This is a genomic window from Acidocella sp. MX-AZ02 (genome assembly GCF_000306035.1).
GTDB classification, from domain to species: Bacteria; Pseudomonadota; Alphaproteobacteria; order Acetobacterales; family Acetobacteraceae; genus Acidocella; species Acidocella facilis.
In genome coordinates, this window is sequence record NZ_JH976208.1 from 205,197 (window position 1) to 220,498 (window position 15,302).

Annotated in this window: 20 protein-coding genes; 4 read left to right on the plus strand and 16 right to left on the minus strand. The window is 65.2% G+C overall.

Features of this window, described 5'->3' with window-relative positions:
• Nucleotides 1–64: 64 nt before the first annotated feature.
• Together msrB and MXAZACID_RS19310 are read right to left on the minus strand one after the other, a co-directional pair.
• A complete protein-coding gene (gene msrB, locus MXAZACID_RS09180) occupies nt 65–475 on the minus strand; it encodes a peptide-methionine (R)-S-oxide reductase MsrB (RefSeq protein WP_008494003.1) in 411 nt (136 codons plus the stop codon).
• 138 nt (nt 476–613) lie between these two features.
• Nucleotides 614–769, minus strand: a complete 156-nt coding sequence (locus MXAZACID_RS19310; RefSeq protein WP_168118416.1) for a hypothetical protein — start codon at nt 767–769, stop codon at nt 614–616.
• A gap of 232 nt (nt 770–1,001) precedes the next feature.
• On the opposite strand from MXAZACID_RS19310, the gene MXAZACID_RS09185 reads away from it, so the two are divergent.
• Together MXAZACID_RS09185 and gshB are read left to right on the plus strand one after the other, a co-directional pair.
• Nucleotides 1,002–1,376 carry a hypothetical protein gene (locus MXAZACID_RS09185; protein WP_008494004.1) on the plus strand — a complete coding sequence of 125 codons (375 nt, stop codon included), beginning with the start codon at nt 1,002–1,004 and terminating at the stop codon, nt 1,374–1,376.
• Nucleotides 1,377–1,407: 31 nt separating this feature from the next.
• Nucleotides 1,408–2,355: a glutathione synthase gene (gene gshB / locus MXAZACID_RS09190; RefSeq protein WP_008494005.1), complete on the plus strand. Its 948-nt coding sequence runs from the start codon at nt 1,408–1,410 to the stop codon at nt 2,353–2,355.
• A 110-nt stretch (nt 2,356–2,465) separates the two neighbouring features.
• Here the strand turns inward: gshB and MXAZACID_RS09195 are convergent, their stop codons facing one another.
• The 8 genes from MXAZACID_RS09195 to MXAZACID_RS09230 form a co-directional block, all read right to left on the minus strand.
• Complete coding sequence (locus MXAZACID_RS09195; RefSeq protein ID WP_008494006.1) at nt 2,466–2,969, minus strand: flavin reductase; 504 nt, start codon at nt 2,967–2,969, stop codon at nt 2,466–2,468.
• Between the two features lie 28 nt (nt 2,970–2,997).
• Nucleotides 2,998–4,257: a DNA polymerase IV gene (locus tag MXAZACID_RS09200; protein ID WP_039885143.1), complete on the minus strand. Its 1,260-nt coding sequence runs from the start codon at nt 4,255–4,257 to the stop codon at nt 2,998–3,000.
• A gap of 21 nt (nt 4,258–4,278) precedes the next feature.
• Complete coding sequence (locus tag MXAZACID_RS09205; protein WP_008494008.1) at nt 4,279–5,013, minus strand: manganese catalase family protein; 735 nt, start codon at nt 5,011–5,013, stop codon at nt 4,279–4,281.
• Nucleotides 5,014–5,117: 104 nt separating this feature from the next.
• On the minus strand, nt 5,118–5,900 hold the full coding sequence (locus MXAZACID_RS09210; RefSeq protein WP_008494009.1) for an SDR family NAD(P)-dependent oxidoreductase: 783 nt from the start codon (nt 5,898–5,900) through the stop codon (nt 5,118–5,120).
• Nucleotides 5,891–6,553, minus strand: coding sequence for a hypothetical protein (locus MXAZACID_RS09215; protein ID WP_008494011.1), 663 nt, complete (start codon nt 6,551–6,553; stop codon nt 5,891–5,893). Before MXAZACID_RS09215 ends, MXAZACID_RS09210 begins: the two co-directional genes overlap by 10 nt.
• A 12-nt stretch (nt 6,554–6,565) precedes the next feature.
• Complete coding sequence (locus MXAZACID_RS09220; RefSeq protein ID WP_039885145.1) at nt 6,566–7,624, minus strand: acyltransferase; 1,059 nt, start codon at nt 7,622–7,624, stop codon at nt 6,566–6,568.
• A 243-nt stretch (nt 7,625–7,867) separates the two neighbouring features.
• The gene (locus MXAZACID_RS09225; protein ID WP_008494013.1) at nt 7,868–8,602 is read right to left on the minus strand and encodes an LrgB family protein; all 735 of its coding nucleotides are present in this window, start codon (nt 8,600–8,602) and stop codon (nt 7,868–7,870) included.
• Complete coding sequence (locus MXAZACID_RS09230) at nt 8,595–8,951, minus strand: CidA/LrgA family protein (RefSeq protein WP_039885146.1); 357 nt, start codon at nt 8,949–8,951, stop codon at nt 8,595–8,597. Before MXAZACID_RS09230 ends, MXAZACID_RS09225 begins: the two co-directional genes overlap by 8 nt.
• A 94-nt stretch (nt 8,952–9,045) precedes the next feature.
• On the opposite strand from MXAZACID_RS09230, the gene MXAZACID_RS09235 reads away from it, so the two are divergent.
• Together MXAZACID_RS09235 and rpmE are read left to right on the plus strand one after the other, a co-directional pair.
• A complete protein-coding gene (locus tag MXAZACID_RS09235) occupies nt 9,046–9,948 on the plus strand; it encodes an alpha/beta hydrolase (protein ID WP_008494015.1) in 903 nt (300 codons plus the stop codon).
• Nucleotides 9,949–10,008: 60 nt separating this feature from the next.
• Nucleotides 10,009–10,236 (plus strand): 50S ribosomal protein L31, encoded by a 228-nt coding sequence (gene rpmE, locus MXAZACID_RS09240; RefSeq protein ID WP_008494016.1) that lies wholly within the window; start codon nt 10,009–10,011, stop codon nt 10,234–10,236.
• Nucleotides 10,237–10,448: 212 nt separating this feature from the next.
• Here the strand turns inward: rpmE and MXAZACID_RS09245 are convergent, their stop codons facing one another.
• The 6 genes from MXAZACID_RS09245 to flgA all read right to left on the minus strand — a co-directional run.
• Nucleotides 10,449–10,922 (minus strand): hypothetical protein, encoded by a 474-nt coding sequence (locus tag MXAZACID_RS09245; protein ID WP_008494017.1) that lies wholly within the window; start codon nt 10,920–10,922, stop codon nt 10,449–10,451.
• Nucleotides 10,919–11,221: a flagellar biosynthesis anti-sigma factor FlgM gene (gene flgM / locus MXAZACID_RS09250; protein ID WP_008494018.1), complete on the minus strand. Its 303-nt coding sequence runs from the start codon at nt 11,219–11,221 to the stop codon at nt 10,919–10,921. The genes MXAZACID_RS09245 and flgM overlap by 4 nt, the downstream gene beginning before the upstream one ends.
• Entirely contained in the window at nt 11,218–11,595 is a 378-nt protein-coding gene (locus MXAZACID_RS09255; RefSeq protein WP_144052725.1) for a flagellar protein FliS, read from the minus strand. The genes flgM and MXAZACID_RS09255 overlap by 4 nt, the downstream gene beginning before the upstream one ends.
• A gap of 18 nt (nt 11,596–11,613) precedes the next feature.
• Nucleotides 11,614–13,002, minus strand: a complete 1,389-nt coding sequence (gene fliD / locus MXAZACID_RS09260) for a flagellar filament capping protein FliD (protein ID WP_008494020.1) — start codon at nt 13,000–13,002, stop codon at nt 11,614–11,616.
• 71 nt (nt 13,003–13,073) lie between these two features.
• Nucleotides 13,074–14,546 (minus strand): flagellin, encoded by a 1,473-nt coding sequence (locus tag MXAZACID_RS20300; RefSeq protein WP_008494022.1) that lies wholly within the window; start codon nt 14,544–14,546, stop codon nt 13,074–13,076.
• Between the two features lie 193 nt (nt 14,547–14,739).
• Nucleotides 14,740–15,302 (minus strand): flagellar basal body P-ring formation chaperone FlgA (gene flgA / locus MXAZACID_RS09270; protein WP_039885147.1); only part of this gene is annotated, 563 nt, incomplete at its 5' end.

Here is a 15,302-nt window from a genome sequence, read left to right on the forward strand (position 1 = left end):
TGCTCTAAGAGACTAAAAAACAGGGTCTTCGGCCAAAGGCTGAAGACCCTGTTCTGGTTTTGGTTCAGGCCGGGTGGAAATCCAGCACTTCGCCATTGATGCAATAGCGCAGCCCGGTGGGCGGCGGGCCATCCTCGAACACATGGCCGAGATGGCCGCCGCAATTGCTGCAATGCGCCTCGATGCGGATCATGCCGTGGCTGCGATCGATGGTGGTGCCGATGGCGCCCTCAACCGGATCATTGAAGCTGGGCCAGCCGGTGCCGCTCTCGAATTTAGTGCCGGAAATGAACAGCGTCTGGCCGCAGCCCGCGCAGGCGAAGCTGCCGGCGCGCTTTTCGTAATTCAACGCGCAGGTACCGGGCCGCTCGGTCGCGTGCTGGCGCAGGATGGCATATTGATCGGGCGTCAGGCGCGCGCGCCACTCGGCGTCTGTTAATGTAAAGGGAAAGACAGTCTTACTGTCTGTGCTCATGGCCGTCTCCTTCGGGCAGGTCTGCCCGTAATATAAGGAGGCGGCTTCGATGAGCCAACGGGTATCAGTTCCCGCTGCGGGGGCCAGCCTTGCGGCTGGCCAGCATATACAGGCGCGATGCGGCGCCGGTGCGGCTTCTTAGCGGCTGGCGCTCTCGGCCGTCGGCAGCTTCTGGGTGCCCAGGGCGCGCCAGCGCTCCAGGGTCGCCTCGCGGGCGGGCTTGCCATCGTTCAGAGATGCCGCGATCAGCCGGTCGATCACGGCATGGCGAAGTTCGGCCTCGGTCTTCAGCATATTGGCAGGCATTGATTTACCCTCTGTTCGAATACTCTCGGACGCTATGTCCATGCTTGTTACAGTGCATTGCAACAAAGGCATGATTAAGGCGGCCTCTTGATTTCAATGTGACGATTCTCGGCGGGATTTTCAGCAAAAAAAATTGTTGATAACTTGTTAGGCCCCGGTGCAAGCTGCTTCGGGTTTTGATAAGGGAGACCAGGGTTTTTTTGTTTTCCCCAGGGCTTTCATGGCGAAGCGGGCTGTTTTCCGGATTTTATTCACGCTGGCCGGGCTGGGGGGCTTGGGCGCCTGTGCGGCGCCGCCGAAAATCGCCGCCGGCAATGATCTGCCCCAATCGGAACAGGCGCTGAAAGGCTCGACCCCGCAGGTGCTGGACGCCGATTTCGGCCAGCCCTCCCTGCGCCGGACGGACGGGCAGGCGCAGGTCTGGCTGTATCATTCGCCGATCTGCGGGATGAATGTGTTTCTCTATCCGGATGCGCATGGCGTGCCGCGTGTGGCGGCGGCGGTGGCGGATGCCGGGGATGATCCGCAAAGCTGCATGATGAGCCTGGAGCATCCGGTGGCGGCGGCGGCCCTGGAGCGCAACGCGTCCTCCTGATAGCCTGAGGCTAGTCAGTCATGAGGACAAAATGGCGTCTTTGAACATCGCCGTGCAGATGGACCCGCTGCACAGCATCGATATTACCGGCGATTCCACCTTCGCGTTGATGCTGGAAGCCCAGGCCCGCGGCCATAGGCTCTGGCATTATGAAGTTCCGCATATGTGGCTGGACGGCGCCGTGCTGAAAGCCCGGGTGCGGCCGGTGGAGGTGCGCAACGAGGCGGGGGCGCATTATAAATTCGCCGATGAGCAGGTGATCGATCTGGGCAGCATGGATGTGGTGCTGATGCGCCAGGACCCGCCCTTCGACATGGCCTACATCACCGCGACGCATCTGCTGGAGCATATCCACCCCAAAACGCTGGTGGTGAACAATCCGGCTTCCGTGCGCAACGCGCCGGAGAAGCTGCTGGTGACGCATTTCCCGCAGCTGATGCCGCCGACGCTGATCTCCTGGGATCGCGGCGCGATCCGGGATTTCCGGGCGCTGCATAAGGATATTATCGTGAAGCCGCTATTCGGCAATGGCGGCATCGGGGTGTTCCGGATCAAGCCGGATGATGAAAATCTCGGCTCGCTGCTGGATATGTTCTTCGCCGCCTCGCGCGAGCCGTTGATGGTGCAGCGCTATGAGCCGGCGGTGCGCAAGGGGGATAAGCGGATCATCCTGATCGATGGCGAGCCGCTGGGGGCGATCAACCGTGTGCCGGCGGAGGGCGATTCGCGCTCCAACATGCATGCCGGCGGCAAGGCGGAGCCGACCAGGCTGACGGCGCGCGAGCAGGAGATCTGTGCCGCGATCGGCCCGACCTTGAAGGCGCAGGGGCTGTTGTTCACGGGGATCGACGTGATCGGCGATTATCTCACCGAGATCAACGTGACGTCGCCGACCGGGCTGCAGCAGATCGCCCGGTTCGACGGCCTCAATCTGGCGGCGGCGATTCTAGAGAAGATTGAGGCAATCCGCGCCGCGTAAGTCGCAAAAGTTTTTGGGGGGCGCAGGCGCCCAAGGTTCCAGCGCTGCGTAGCAGCGTTGGAAAGGCGCCGGAGGGTCGGGGGGCTTTTTTCAAAAAGCCCCCCGAGACTTCACCCCAGCTTCGCCAGAATCTGATGATAAGCCCGCCCATGATACACCAGCCCCGACCCCGTCGGCCCGAGATGGATGGCCTGCACCTCGCAGAAGAACACGGTATGGGTGCCGACTTCGGTCTGTTGCACCACTTTGCAGTCCAGGCTGGCGGTGGCGGTCTCAAGCGCCGGGGCGCCGGTGGCGAGGCGGATCCAGCTGCCATGGCTGAAGCGCTCTTCCATGCCGAGATCGCCCTTGCCGGCGAAGATCGGGGAGAGCGCCTCATGCTCATGCGCCAGCACATTCACGCAGATGATGCCGGCGGTCTTGAAGGCCTCATATTGGCGGCTGGTCCGGTTGATGCAGACCAGCAGCGTGGCCGGGCTGTCGGTCACCGAGCACACGGCGGAGACGGTCATGCCGACATCACCTTGCGGGCCGCGCGTGGTGATGATGTTAACGGCGGCGCCCATGCGGGCCATCGCCTCGCGGAACAGGCTGGTATCTACGGCAGCGCTCATCGTTAAAATCCCCTGAAGCCGTCGGGTTTTAATCCTTACCCCTGGGCGGGCGCAAGCTGCGGCCGCGCTGAACGGCCTGTTCCCCAAACCGCAACCGCAACGCGTCGATGGCGTCCTGCCGGGCGCGGCGGCGCGGCGTTGAGGTGTCCGCCAGATCGCCCAGATCCGCCTGCGCGGCTGGGGCCAGCGGCGACGCGCCAATGCCGATGAGCCGGAAGCGCGGGCCGGTCGCCTCTGCGGCCAGCAGGGCCTGGGCGGCCTCGAAGATGGTCTCGGGCAGGCGGGTGGGGGCGGGCAGGCGCTGGCTGCGGGTGCGTTGCTGGAAATCCGCGGTTTTCAGCTTCAGCACCAGCCCGGCGGCGGCGACATCCTCGCGGTGCAGGCGCCGCCCCAGCTTCTCGCACAGCGGCCAGAGCGCGGCCTCCAGCGCGGTGCGGTCCGAGAGGTCGGTCTCGAAGGTGGTTTCGGCGCTGATGGATTTGCTCTCGCGCTCAGGCCGGACCGGGCGGGTATCCTCCAACCTGGCGCGGGCGACCAGCGCCATCCCCTCATTGCCGAGCCTGTTGGCCAAATGCGGCTCCAAAGCGGCGAGCTGGGCGATGGTGACGAGGCCCATCGCTTCCAGCTTTTTCACCTGGGCCGGGCCGATGCCAGGCAGCAGCCCGACCTTCTCATTGGCCAGCAGCTGTGCCGCCTCCTCGCCCAGCACGGCAAAGCCGCGCGGCTTGCCGCGCTCGGCCGCCAGCTTGGCCAGCATGCGGTTGCGCGCCAGCCCGATGGAGATGGTGATGCCGAGCTCCGTCTCGATCCGCCGCGCCAGCCGGGTCAGCACGATGGCGGGGGGCGCGCCGTGCAGCGCCTGGGTGCCGGAAAGGTCAAGGGCGGCTTCATCGATGGAGAGCGGCTGCACCAGCGGGGTCAGCGCCTCCATCATCTCCCGCACCTGGCGGGAGACGATGGCATATTTCGCCATGTCCGGGCGCAGCACCACGGCGTTGGGGCAAAGCTGCTTGGCCTTGAACATCGGCATCGCGGAGCGCACGCCATGGATGCGCGCGATATAGCAGCAGGTGGAGACGACGCCACGCACCCCGCCGCCGACGATCAAGGGTTTGTCGCGCAATTCCGGGTGGTCACGCTTTTCGACAGAGGCGTAGAAGGCATCGCAATCGATATGGGCGATGGCCAAGGTGAACAGCTCGGGGTGCGACACGATCCGCACCCCGCCGCATTTCATGCAGGCGGGGCCTTGGCAGATCGCGTCGCAATCGCGGCAGAGGGCGGGCATCTCAGCCCGCCCGCGGCGATGTTATTCGGCGGCGAGATGGATTTTCTCGTCGTCCGGATTGGCCGGGGAGGCCGGAATCTTGCCCTTGGGTTGCGGGTTTTCGATATAGTCGAACGGCGCCTCGTTCCAGGGGCCGCGTCCCTCCTCGCCCTGGCTGAGATTGAACACCACATCCACCGTGTCGTCCGGCTTGACGTTGCCGAACATCGGATCGTCGAGTTTGCCGATGGCGTCGAGCGCTTTCATGAACATGTTGGTGTGGGTGATTTCTCGGGTGAGCAGATGCGTCAGCGCGTCGATGGTGCCCTTGTCCTTGGTGCATTTCAGCAGCGCCTCGTAGGTCTGCCGGGCACCGCCCTCCGCCGCGATATTGGCGCGCAGATCGCGCACCACATTGCCACCTTCGTTGATATAGGTGGCGGTCCAGGCCGAGCCCTGGCTGTCGACAAAATGCGGGCCGATGCCTTTCATTTTGAAGAGCGGCGCCTCGTACACCTTGGTCTGGTCGAGCTTGGCGGTGTGCTGGGTGATCAGCTTGCCGACCATTTCCAGATGGTTGAATTCTTCCAGCGCGATATCCTGCAGCATGTCGCGCAAGGCCGGGTTTTCGACATGGAAGGACTGCACCCAATATTGCAAGGCGGCGGTGAGTTCGCCGGTGGCGCCGCCGAATTGTTCGAGCAGGAACTGGCCGAATTGCGGATCCGGCGTGCCGACATTCACGGGATAGAAGAGTTCTTTTCTGTGGTAGAACATGCTGGTGTCTCCTCGGGGTTTCGGAACCCTGAGAGTCGGCATCCGGTGCCGCCTGCGCAAGCATATTCGATGTCATGAAGTTGCTTTTAAGGACCTCGTTATTTTCAAACTTGGCTGTCATCGATGACATAGGAGGCGGTGAGGCCGCCATCGATCGTGTAGGCGGAGCCGGTAATGAAGCTGGCGTCATCGGATGCCAGGAATGCGACAAGGTTGGCGATCTCGGCGGGTTCAGCGAGACGGCCCATCGGGATATAGCGCCGGCGCAACGCCCAGGCCTCCGCATCCGCCAGAAACGCCTTCACCAGAGGCGTCGCGGTGGGGCCGGGGCAGATGGCGACGGCGCGCAGTTTCTGGCGGGCATAGATGATGGCGAGCTCACGCGTCATCGCCAGCACGCCACCTTTCGCGGCGGTGTAGGCGATCTGCGGAAAGGCGGAGCCAACCAGCGCGACGATGGAGGCGTTGTTGATGATCACGCCGTTGCCGGAGGCGAGCAGATGCGGAATCGCCGCCTTGCAGCAGAGGAAAACCGAAGTGAGGTTGGCGGCCAGGGTGGCGTTCCAGCTCGCGAGCGAGGTTTCCACCGGCCCGGCATCATCGTTGCGGCAGATGCCGGCATTGTTGAAAATCACCTCCAGCCCGCCGAAATGCCGCACGGATTGGGCGATCATCGCGGCGCAGGCGTCCTCTTTCGTCAGATCGCCCGCCACCGCGAGCGCCTCGCCGCCGCCCGCGCGGATGCTGGCGGCCACCGCTTCGGCGGCCTCCCCGCGCAGATCGGCGCAGACAACCCGTGCGCCTTCCGCCGCGCATTTTTCCGCCGTGGCGCGGCCAATGCCGCCCGCCGCCCCGGTGATGAAGACCCGTTTGCCCTTCAGACGCATGACATGATCGCTCGCAGCTGTCCGGCGAGAGTTTCGCCCGGCGCGAAGGCGCCGTCAAAGGCGGCGGAGCCGACGGTGAATCCATCCGCCCCGGCCGCGCGCAGGGCTTTGATGCGGGCCGGGCTGTCCACCCCGCCGGCGCAGATCAGCGCCGCACGCCCCAGCCCGTGCCGCGCGGCGCGCACCAGCGCAAGCGGGTCAGCCTCGGTGGCGCGATAGGCCAGTAGATCCACCCCGGCGCAGCCCTGGGCGATGAAATCGGCGCAATGCGTCTCCACCAGGGCTTCATCGCCGCGAAGCTGGGTGGGATGGCCGACGGGCGTGCCGGGGAAGGGGTAGTAGCCGATGCCGGTGCCCGCGAGCAGCGCCAGCGTGGCCGCCACCTCGGTGCCGCCGAGCAGCCGGTCCACCCCGATCGCCTTGCCGATCCGCGCTGAGTCCAGCGCGCTCTGCGGGGTGGTGGCGACCACTTCCAGATAAGAGACCGCCCCCAGCGCCTTGATCCGCGCATTCAGCGTCCGCAGCGTCTTCTCATCCGCGCCGATATCCTTGAAGCCGATATGGCGCAGACCCAGCGGGGCGATCTCGTCCAGAACCGCCAGGCAGTCCGGCACCGTGCGGTCGTGGCGGGTGAGCATGAAGATGAAATCCATGCCCCGATGCTGTCATTCCCGGACGGGGCGGGCAATAACCGGAGGGAATAATTTTTTCTTGCTCTGTCGCATGAAGGGCAGCTCGACGACGTGATGCAGCATGGCCGCGAGGAAGCAGGAGCCCAGCACCGCCAGCACCAGGAAGGCCAGGCTGAACCAGCCCGGATGCGCGGCCAGAGGCGGGCCGAGCCAGAGTGCGAGCAGCCGCTCCACCGGTTCGTTCACCAGATAAAGCGGGTAGGAGATGGCGCCGAGATAGAGCAGCCCCCGATTGGCCAGAAGCCCCCCCCAGCTTTGGGTCTGCGCCAGCATCAGCGCCAGCCAGAGCAAGGCGGTGAGGGCGCGCTCCGGCGTGCCCAGCAGCGCCAGCAGGCAGAGCCCGGCCAGGCAGGCGAGAAACGGCGCGGCGCGGCCGGAGAGCAGCCAGATGCGGCTGCATAGCCCGAGCGCGAACCAGCCGGCCTGGGCGGGCAGGAAGGCGCGGGAGAATTCGGTGTGTGCCGGCAGCAGCGCATAGAGCAGCGCCACCGCGAGCAGCAGCGCCGCCAGTCCGCCCAGCCGCTTCGGCGCGGCGAGGCCGATCAGCAGATAGAACTGCCATTCGGTGGAGAGCGACCAGGCCGGGCCGAGCAAGGTCACCCAGCCATAAGGCAGCAGGCGGTCGGGGATGATCCCATGCAGCAAGGTCAGATGCGCCAGAAGATGCGCCCAGAGCGGCTGCGGCAGGCCGGGCGAGACGATCTCGCGCGCCGCAGCACCGGTCCAGGGCAGGGCGGAGAGCGGATCGCCCAGGGCTTCGATGCTGATCGCGGCGGCCAGCACCAGGAGATAGACCGGCAGCAGCCGCCGGGCGCGGGCCTGGATGAAGGGCCAGAAGCGGCCGCCATGCCGCTCCAGCGCGCCGGCGATCACCAGCCCGCTGAGGGCGAAGAACAGCTCCACCGCCGCCTGGCCATGGGCCAACAGGCGTTGCGCCCAGAGCGGGGCGGTGGTCAGCGGCAGGGCGTGGCTGAGCAGCACATACATCGCCAGCAGGCCGCGCACCCCATCGAGGCGTCGCATCCGTTGCATGATTGCAACCTAAACGCGAAATCAATTCGCGGCCAGAGCGTTATAAAAGTTTTTGGGCGGAGGCGGCAAAGGTTCCGCCGCTGTGCAGCAGCGGTGGAAAGCCGCCGGAGGGTGTGGCCCTTTTTTCAAAAAGGGCCACGAAAGGTTCGGGGTGGTGGCAACGACTTTGCCACCGCCCCGAACCTCTTCGCCGCTTTTTTGAAAAAAAGCGGCACCAAAAAACTTTTGTTTTTTAGCGCTATTTCAGAGCGGCAGCAGCGCCACCAGCAGCGGTACGATAATCGCGGTGACGATGCCGTTCAGCCCGATCGCCAGCCCGCCAAAGGCGCCGGCGGTCTCGTTCAGCCGGATCATATGCGCGGTGGCGATGCCATGCGCCGCCGTCCCCGCCGCCAGCCCTTGCGCCTCCCAGGCCCGCACCCGCGCCGCCTTGTAGAGCGGCCCGCAGATCAGCGTGCCGAACAGCCCGGTGATGATGACGAACACGGCGGTCAGCGCCGGCAACCCGCCCAGCTGCTGCGCCACCCCCATCGCGATCGGCGTGGTGACGGATTTCGGCCCCAGCGACATCACCACCTCATGCGGCGCCCCCAGCGCCTTGGCGATGAGCATCGCGGACAGCGCCGCCACCAGCGAACCGGCGCCGAGCGAGACCAAAATCGGCACGAAATTGCGGCGGATGGCCGGCCAGTTGGCGTACATCGGCACCGCCAGCGCCACCGTGGCGGGGCCGAGCAGGAAATGGATATAGACCGCGCCGGAGAAATAGGTCTGGTAGCTGGTGCCGGTGAGCAGCAAGGCGGCCACCAGCATCGCCACCGCCAGCACGGTCGGGTTGCTGTAGGCCTTGTGGCCGGCGCGCTGGTCCAGCAGGGCGGCCACTTCCCAGGCGCAGAGCGTGGCGGCCAGGCCGAGCAGCGGCTGCGTCTGCAGATAGACCCAGACATGAAAGAAAGGCAGCGGCAGCAGCTTATGCATGGGGCTTGGCCTCGCGCCGGCTGAGGAACCATTGCATGGTCACCCCCGTCACCAGCAGCCCCAGCGTGGTGGAGACGGCGATGGCGACCAGAATGGCCACGGCATTTTCCCGCAAGGCCCCGAATTCATTGACAATGCCCACCCCGGCCGGGACGAAGAGCAGGCCAAGATATTTCAGCAGCCCTTGCGCGGTCTGGCGCAGATCCTCGCTCGGCGGCCCGAATTTCAGGAACCAGGCCAGCGCCAGGACCAGCCCGATGACCGGCCCCGGCACCGGCAGCCCCAGCCCTTGCTGGATGATGGTGCCCACCAGCTGGTACAAAACCAGTATTGTCAGCGCTCTGACCACTTAAGCTCTCCCAACGCCTTGGCGGACGGCCACGCCAGGGCCATGTTGCAATGCGATGCCACCGCTTGCCTAAACCGTGACGGAGCCAAAAACCATGCCCAGCTGGCAGTCTTATCTGGTCAACCCGCTGTTGCGCATCTTCGTCAAGCGCAAGTTGGCGCGATCCTTCACGCCGCAGCAGGCGCGGGCCGCCTTTGGCCGGCGCCCGCCGCAAGCGGTACCGGGTGTCGCCTTTACCGCGACGCAGGAGGGCGGCGTGCCGGGCGAATGGGCGCGCCAGCCGGGCCATGCCGGGCGGGTGATGCTGTATCTGCACGGGGGCGGTTATTTTGCCTGCTCGCCGGCCACGCACCGGCCGATCACCGGCGGCTTCGCCCGGCTGGGCTTCTCGGTCTTCGCCCCGGATTACCGGCTGGCGCCGGAGCACCCGTTCCCGGCGGCGGTGGATGACGCGCTGGCCGCCTATCGCGGGCTGCTGGCGGCGCATGGGGCGCACAGCCTGGTGGTGGCGGGGGACTCGGCCGGGGGTGGGTTGGCGCTGGCCTTGATGCTGGCGGCGCGCGAGGCCGGGCTGGAGATGCCCGCCGCGCTGGTGCTGTTCTCACCCTGGACGGATCTGGCCGCCACCGGCGCCTCGGTGAAGACCAACGCCCGGCGCGATGCCATGCTGATCGGCCATCGCATCGAGGAGGCGGCCAGCCATTATCTGGGCAAGGCTTCGGCCCGCAACCCGCTGGCTTCGCCGCTCTACGGGGATCTGCACGGCCTGCCACCGATGCTGATCCAGGTCTCGGACAGCGAGATCCTGCTGGATGATTCCACCCGCCTCGCGGCGAAGGTGCGCGCCGCCGGGGGCGAGGTGGAGCTGTCCATCTGGCCGGGGCTGCCGCATGTCTGGCAGATCAGCCAGAATTTCCTCCCAGAGGCGCGGGCTGCCCTGGTTCAGGCGGGCAGATTCGCGCGATCGGCCCTTGCATCGGCCTCCGTGCCAGCTTAAAAGCCGGGCCTTCCTCGCTGCCGGTCGGGATCGGTGGCTTTTTCGTATGGAGTTTACACGGTGAAAGCTAACATTCATCCGGACTATCACGAGGTCAACATCATCATGACCGATGGGACCGAATACAAAACCCGTTCCTGCATGGGCGTCGCGGGCGAGACCCTGCGTCTGGACATCGATCCGAAGTCCCACCCGGCCTGGACCGGCGTGCAGCGCGTGATGGACACGGGCGGCCAGGTCGCGAAGTTCAACAAGCGCTTCGCTGGGATCGGCACCCGCAAGGCGTAAGCGTACTCGCGAGGAGCGCTTACGGAAAAGCCGCCTTATGGGCGGCTTTTTTATTGCGCAAAAGTTTTTTGGTGCCGCTTTTTTTCAAAAAAGCGGCGAAAACGTCGGGGGTGGTCGCAACGGCGTTGCCACCGGTCCGAACCTTCGTGGGGACTTTTTGAAAAAAGTCCCCACACCCCCAAAAACTTTTGCAAATTTTTCAAGATGTTGTTTCAGGCCTCGGCAATCAGCCGGCCGGCCTCCGCCATGCCGAGCGCCTGCAGGCTGCGCAGCGCCGCGCTCAGCCCCTTATTGAGCTGCTGGGCGCGCCGGTTGGCGGCGGCGGAGCGCTTGGCGAAGCGCCCCAGCGCCCCGCGCAGCGTCTCTGCCAGGCGGGCGGCCTCGCTCTGTTCGGCCTCGCGCAGCTGGATAGCGGCGGCGGCGAGATTGGCGGCGCCGAGATGGCCCATCATCGTCGCGATATCCGCGAAAGACGGCGCGGCATGGTTCAGCGCCTGCTCCAGCAGCGCCGCTTCCTGGGAAATCTCGTTCGGCTTGCCGCTCAGCATCAGCTGGTCCAGCCGTTGCAGTTTGGCGCTCAGATCCTCGACCAGCGCCAGCCCATCTTGCAGAATGACGCTGATGCTCGCTTTTTCGCTGAGCAAAGGCGGCAGTTCCACCGGCCGGAATTGCCCCGAGACACTCACGAGCCGGTCTCGTTCAGCACGGTGGAGATGGCCTGGGCGAGTGTCTCCGGTGAGACATTATAGGTGCCATTGGCCAGAGCCTGACGGATGGCGGTGACATTGGTCTGGTCGATGCCGCTGGAGGTGCGGGCGGCGGTGAGCAAGGCGGTGCCGGTCTGCGCGGCCTCGCTGAGGGTGACGCTATCCGTCTGCGCGGTTTGCGGGCTGGCGGCGGCGGTTGCCGGCTTGGCGGTCTGCACCGGCGGGGGCGCGGCGGCATCCGTGCCTTGCGGGCTGTAGGATTGGATTCGGCTGGTCATGCTGCCACCACGCTTTCGGGCTGGTTGGTCATCTCAGTGTCGAGCAGGGACAAGGCGGCGTCGAAATCCCGCAACGCCTCCAGGCTGTTTTCCGCATTGGCGCGCAGCAGGGTGAAGCGCAAGGCGGCATAGATGGTCATCAAGGCCGGGCCGAGCGTGCTGCCCTCCTGCGTATCCAGCACGCCGCTGAGCAGGGTCAGCAGCTCATCCGCGCGGGCGATCATCAGCGCCTTGGTGGGCTGGTCGGCTTCCTCGATGGCCAGGCGCGCCCGGCGGCCATATTGGCGCAGCGCCCGCCAGCCGGGCCGCAGCCAATGGATGCCGGGCGGGCCGTCAAACATCGCCGCGCGGTAGGTGATATTGATTGCATCCATGCTCATCTCATTCATGGTTTAGCCCGAGCTCGAAGAATTATTGCCGAGGAAAATACTGAGATAGGCCTGGGTGACGCTGGCGGAACTGGCCGAGGTTTCGGCGGCGGTATATTGTTTCTGCAGCTCGGTGATGGTGGCGGAAGCCTGTTTGCTGATCAGGGTGATCTGCTGCTGGATCGAATTGATCGCATCGTTCAGCGAGGAGGTTTGCGCGCTAATGAAGCCGGTGATGCTGCTGGCGCCGGTGGCGCTGGAGGCGGCGGCGCCGATGGCGCCCGTGGTGAGGTTGTCCAGGCTGGTATAGAGCTTTGAAACCAGCGTCTGCACCGCGGACGGGTTCTTGCTGAAGGCGGAGGAGAAGGCGGTGCTGCTGAAGCTCACCGTGCCGGCGCTGGTGAGGGTCAGCCCGATCGCCGCGGCGCTCAACCCGCTGGATTCCAGCGAGCTGACCGCGTTCATCAGCTGGTTTTTCAGATTCGCGGCGGAGAAATTGCCAAGCAGCACGCCGGATTTCGCGGAGCCGGAGGAGGCGGCGGTGCTGCTGGCGGTGCCGACATATTTGGTCTCGGTGCTGATCGCGGACAAGGCGGTGTTGAGGCTGTTGGCGACATCGAGCACGCTGCCGGACAAGGCGGTGGGCGAGGAGCTGACCGAGACGCTGGCATTACCGGAGCCGGCGAGGGAAATGGTGACGCCGGCGATAGCGCTGCCCAGGCTGTTGCTGGCGCTGGTGATGGGGATGCCGTTAAGGCTGAGGCTGGCATTCACCGCGCTCTGCGCCTTGATCTCGCTGCCCGGGCTGGCGCTGCTATAGGCGAATTGCGCCAGCGCGCCGGTGCCGGAGACGGAAAAGGCGGCGCTGGCGCCGGTGGCGCTGCTGTTGAACACCAGCCGCGCCCCGGCCGAGGTGCTGAGCACCGAGGCCTGCACCCCGCCATGCTGCTTGTTGACGGCGGCGGCGATGTCATTGAGCGTCATGCTGCCGGAGCCGAGCGAAATCGTCTCGCTCTTGCCGCTGGCCAGGGTGAAGGCCAGCTGCCCGGCGCCGCCCGAGAGCGTGGCATTGGATGAGCCGAGCAGGCCGGAATACAGCTCCTGCCCTTTGGCGAGGCTGATGCTGGTGAGATTATAGGTGCCGGTGGCGGCGGTGGCATTGGCGGTGGCGGTGGCGACCAGTGTGTTGTTGCTGGTGGCGGCGCGCGCATTGATGGTGGAAATGTTCTGGATGTGAACCAGACTGTCCGAGAGGCTGGAAATCGCCCCGCTGATGCTGCCCCAGGCGGAGATCAGCGCCTTGTCCGCGGCAACCTGGGTGCCGAGCGACGTGATCGGCGCTTCCAGCCTTTTGGTGACGGCGGATATATTGCTGTTGATCGCGGCGGAGCTGAGCGAGGAGACGGTCGACATCGTTCACCTTCATGGCCGGGTTGAAACGGAATTGGCCGGGGCAATTTGCCCCGGCCAGGTTAACCAATCGATTACGGCAGCAGGGAGAGATAGCTCTGCTGCAGCTGGGTCGAGTTCTTGAGCGCCGCCACGCCGGACTGCGCCTGGATCGTCGCCTGCGTCAGCTTGTTCGCCACCTGCGGGATGTTGGCATCCTGCACGACGCTGAGCGCGGTGGTGACGTTGGTGGCGGTGGTGTTCAGATTATTGATGTTGGCGGTGAGGCGCTGCTGCACCGCACCCAGCTGGCCGCCCTGATTATTGAGGCCGGCCAGAGCGTATTTGATGACGTTGATGGCATTGTTGGCGCCGGTGGTGGTGCCAACATTGATGCTGGCGAGCGAGGTGAGCGAGGCGGCGCCAGCCAGCTTCGCGGACCCGCTGACGCTGAAGGCGGCGCTGGACTGGAACTGCACCTGGCCTTGCTGCAGATCATTCGCGACGATGGCGGCCGCCGTGCCGGTCGTGGTCTTCAGCGAGCCGCTCGCCGCCGCCGTGGTGCCGACGGTCTTGAACACGATATTCTGACCATTCAGCTGCTTCAGGTTCAGCTTGCCGCTGGCGCTGGAGGCGACGATGCCGCTGGTGCTGGTCTGCTGGTTGATCTGCGAGACGACGCCCGAAAGGCTGGAGGCGTTTACCGAGATCGCCCCGCCGATCACCGTGCCCGCGGCACCGGCGGCGGAAGAGGCCTCGATCGAGAATTTCAGCCCCTTGGAGCCGAACGTGGTGGCATAGGTATAGTTATTGCTGGCCTGGGCCTGCACACCGGTCTTGCCGGCGATGTTGGTGGCTGCGGCTGCAATGTTGGCGGCGGATTCGCTCTTCGTGGTCGAGAAGGTGCCGGAGCCGCCGGTGGGGCCGTTCACCGTCACCGTCGAGCTGCCGAAGGCGCCGGTCGCCGCGGCGTTCACGGCCGCCGAGGAGGTGCCGCCGAAGGTGGAGGTGCCGGTGGCGGCGAAGGCGGTCCCGGCCGCCGTGGCGTACATGCCGATATTGCTGGCGGAGGTGTTGCCGATCGACAGATTCAGCGTCTGGCCCTCATTCGCGCCGACCTGGAACTGCACGCCGGAGAAGGTACCATCCAGAAGATTGATGTTGTTGAACTGAGTCTGCGAGGAGATGGTGGTGACCTGGCTGGTCAGCTGCCCGACCAGGGTTTGCAGCGATTGCGACTCAGCCGCCGTCTGCGTGCCGTTGGCGGCCTGCACGGCGATGGAGTTGAGCTGCTGCACGATGCCGATCTGCTGGCCGATGGCGCTCTGCGCCGTCTGCAGCAGGGAGACGCCCTGGTTGGCGTTGGAGGTCGCCTGGGTCAGGCCGTTGAGCTGGGAGGTGAAACCCTGCGCGGTGATATAGCCCGCCGGATTGTCAGCCGGAGAGTTGATCGACATGCCGCTGGCCAGCTGGCTCTGCAGCGAATTATTCGTCTGCGAGGTGGCGGCGATGGAGTTGAGCGCCGACAGCGCCCCGGTATTGGTGAGGATGGATCCGATGGCGGACATTAGGCAAAAGCTCCTTGGTTATGGTTGCCGTACCTATTCATTCGCGCGGGACCCGAAAAGTTTGCATGCAGATAATGAAAGAATTTTGCTGATTCCGGCAGAAAAAAATCAAAATCTATTAGTCAAATATTTACTATTTTGGGCTTGATAAATTGACTTAATAAATAACGTCTCGTTAGTTCTTTGCCATGCCTCAGTTCAGGTGCAGCGATACGCCTTGGGCGGTCACCTCGGCGGAAAAGCGCCGGCCGCTTTTCGGGTTGGTCAGCAGAATCGTATCGCCGAGATGGCCGGGCTGGTCGGCCGTTGCATCCAGCGCCAGCTCCACCCCGCCGCTATAAACATGCACGCTCACCGTCTGCCCGGCTTTCACCAGCAAGGGCGTTTGCAGCACATCCTGGGTGATGACCATGCCGGCGGCGATCGACATCACCGCACTGTCACCCTCGATCTCGGTCGGATCGGTGAAGATTTGCCGGCCGGCGAAGGCCTGCACCGGCAAAGCGCGACGGACGAGATCCGCCGCGCCGAGCGTGGCGCCGGCGGCGATCGGCCGCGCCGCGACCACCACCTCCTCGCTCTGCGCCACGGTGACGGTGACATAGAGCGTCCAGCGCGCGGCGGGGCATTCCACCTTGGCCTGTTCATAAGGCGCCACCCCGCTGAGGCTGACCGTGAGCGGCGAAGCGCAGGCCGGCATGGCGCGCGCCCCGGCGGTGCTGCCGAGGCTGATCTGCGCTCCTGGCGGTGCCAAAG

What these genes read in the sequence shown, in the direction of transcription:
- msrB (WP_008494003.1), bottom strand. Translation starts at nt 475, where the DNA reads ATGAGCACAGACAGTAAGACTGTCTTTCCCTTTACATTAACAGACGCC.
- MXAZACID_RS19310 (WP_168118416.1), bottom strand. Translation starts at nt 769, where the DNA reads ATGCTGAAGACCGAGGCCGAACTTCGCCATGCCGTGATCGACCGGCTG.
- MXAZACID_RS09185 (WP_008494004.1), top strand. Translation starts at nt 1,002, where the DNA reads ATGGCGAAGCGGGCTGTTTTCCGGATTTTATTCACGCTGGCCGGGCTG.
- gshB (WP_008494005.1), top strand. Translation starts at nt 1,408, where the DNA reads ATGGCGTCTTTGAACATCGCCGTGCAGATGGACCCGCTGCACAGCATC.
- MXAZACID_RS09195 (WP_008494006.1), bottom strand. Translation starts at nt 2,969, where the DNA reads ATGAGCGCTGCCGTAGATACCAGCCTGTTCCGCGAGGCGATGGCCCGC.
- MXAZACID_RS09200 (WP_039885143.1), bottom strand. Translation starts at nt 4,257, where the DNA reads ATGCCCGCCCTCTGCCGCGATTGCGACGCGATCTGCCAAGGCCCCGCC.
- MXAZACID_RS09205 (WP_008494008.1), bottom strand. Translation starts at nt 5,013, where the DNA reads ATGTTCTACCACAGAAAAGAACTCTTCTATCCCGTGAATGTCGGCACG.
- MXAZACID_RS09210 (WP_008494009.1), bottom strand. Translation starts at nt 5,900, where the DNA reads ATGCGTCTGAAGGGCAAACGGGTCTTCATCACCGGGGCGGCGGGCGGC.
- MXAZACID_RS09215 (WP_008494011.1), bottom strand. Translation starts at nt 6,553, where the DNA reads ATGGATTTCATCTTCATGCTCACCCGCCACGACCGCACGGTGCCGGAC.
- MXAZACID_RS09220 (WP_039885145.1), bottom strand. Translation starts at nt 7,624, where the DNA reads ATGCAACGGATGCGACGCCTCGATGGGGTGCGCGGCCTGCTGGCGATG.
- MXAZACID_RS09225 (WP_008494013.1), bottom strand. Translation starts at nt 8,602, where the DNA reads ATGCATAAGCTGCTGCCGCTGCCTTTCTTTCATGTCTGGGTCTATCTG.
- MXAZACID_RS09235 (WP_008494015.1), top strand. Translation starts at nt 9,046, where the DNA reads ATGCCCAGCTGGCAGTCTTATCTGGTCAACCCGCTGTTGCGCATCTTC.
- flgM (WP_008494018.1), bottom strand. Translation starts at nt 11,221, where the DNA reads ATGACCAGCCGAATCCAATCCTACAGCCCGCAAGGCACGGATGCCGCC.
- MXAZACID_RS09255 (WP_144052725.1), bottom strand. Translation starts at nt 11,595, where the DNA reads ATGGATGCAATCAATATCACCTACCGCGCGGCGATGTTTGACGGCCCG.
- fliD (WP_008494020.1), bottom strand. Translation starts at nt 13,002, where the DNA reads ATGTCGACCGTCTCCTCGCTCAGCTCCGCCGCGATCAACAGCAATATA.
- MXAZACID_RS20300 (WP_008494022.1), bottom strand. Translation starts at nt 14,546, where the DNA reads ATGTCCGCCATCGGATCCATCCTCACCAATACCGGGGCGCTGTCGGCG.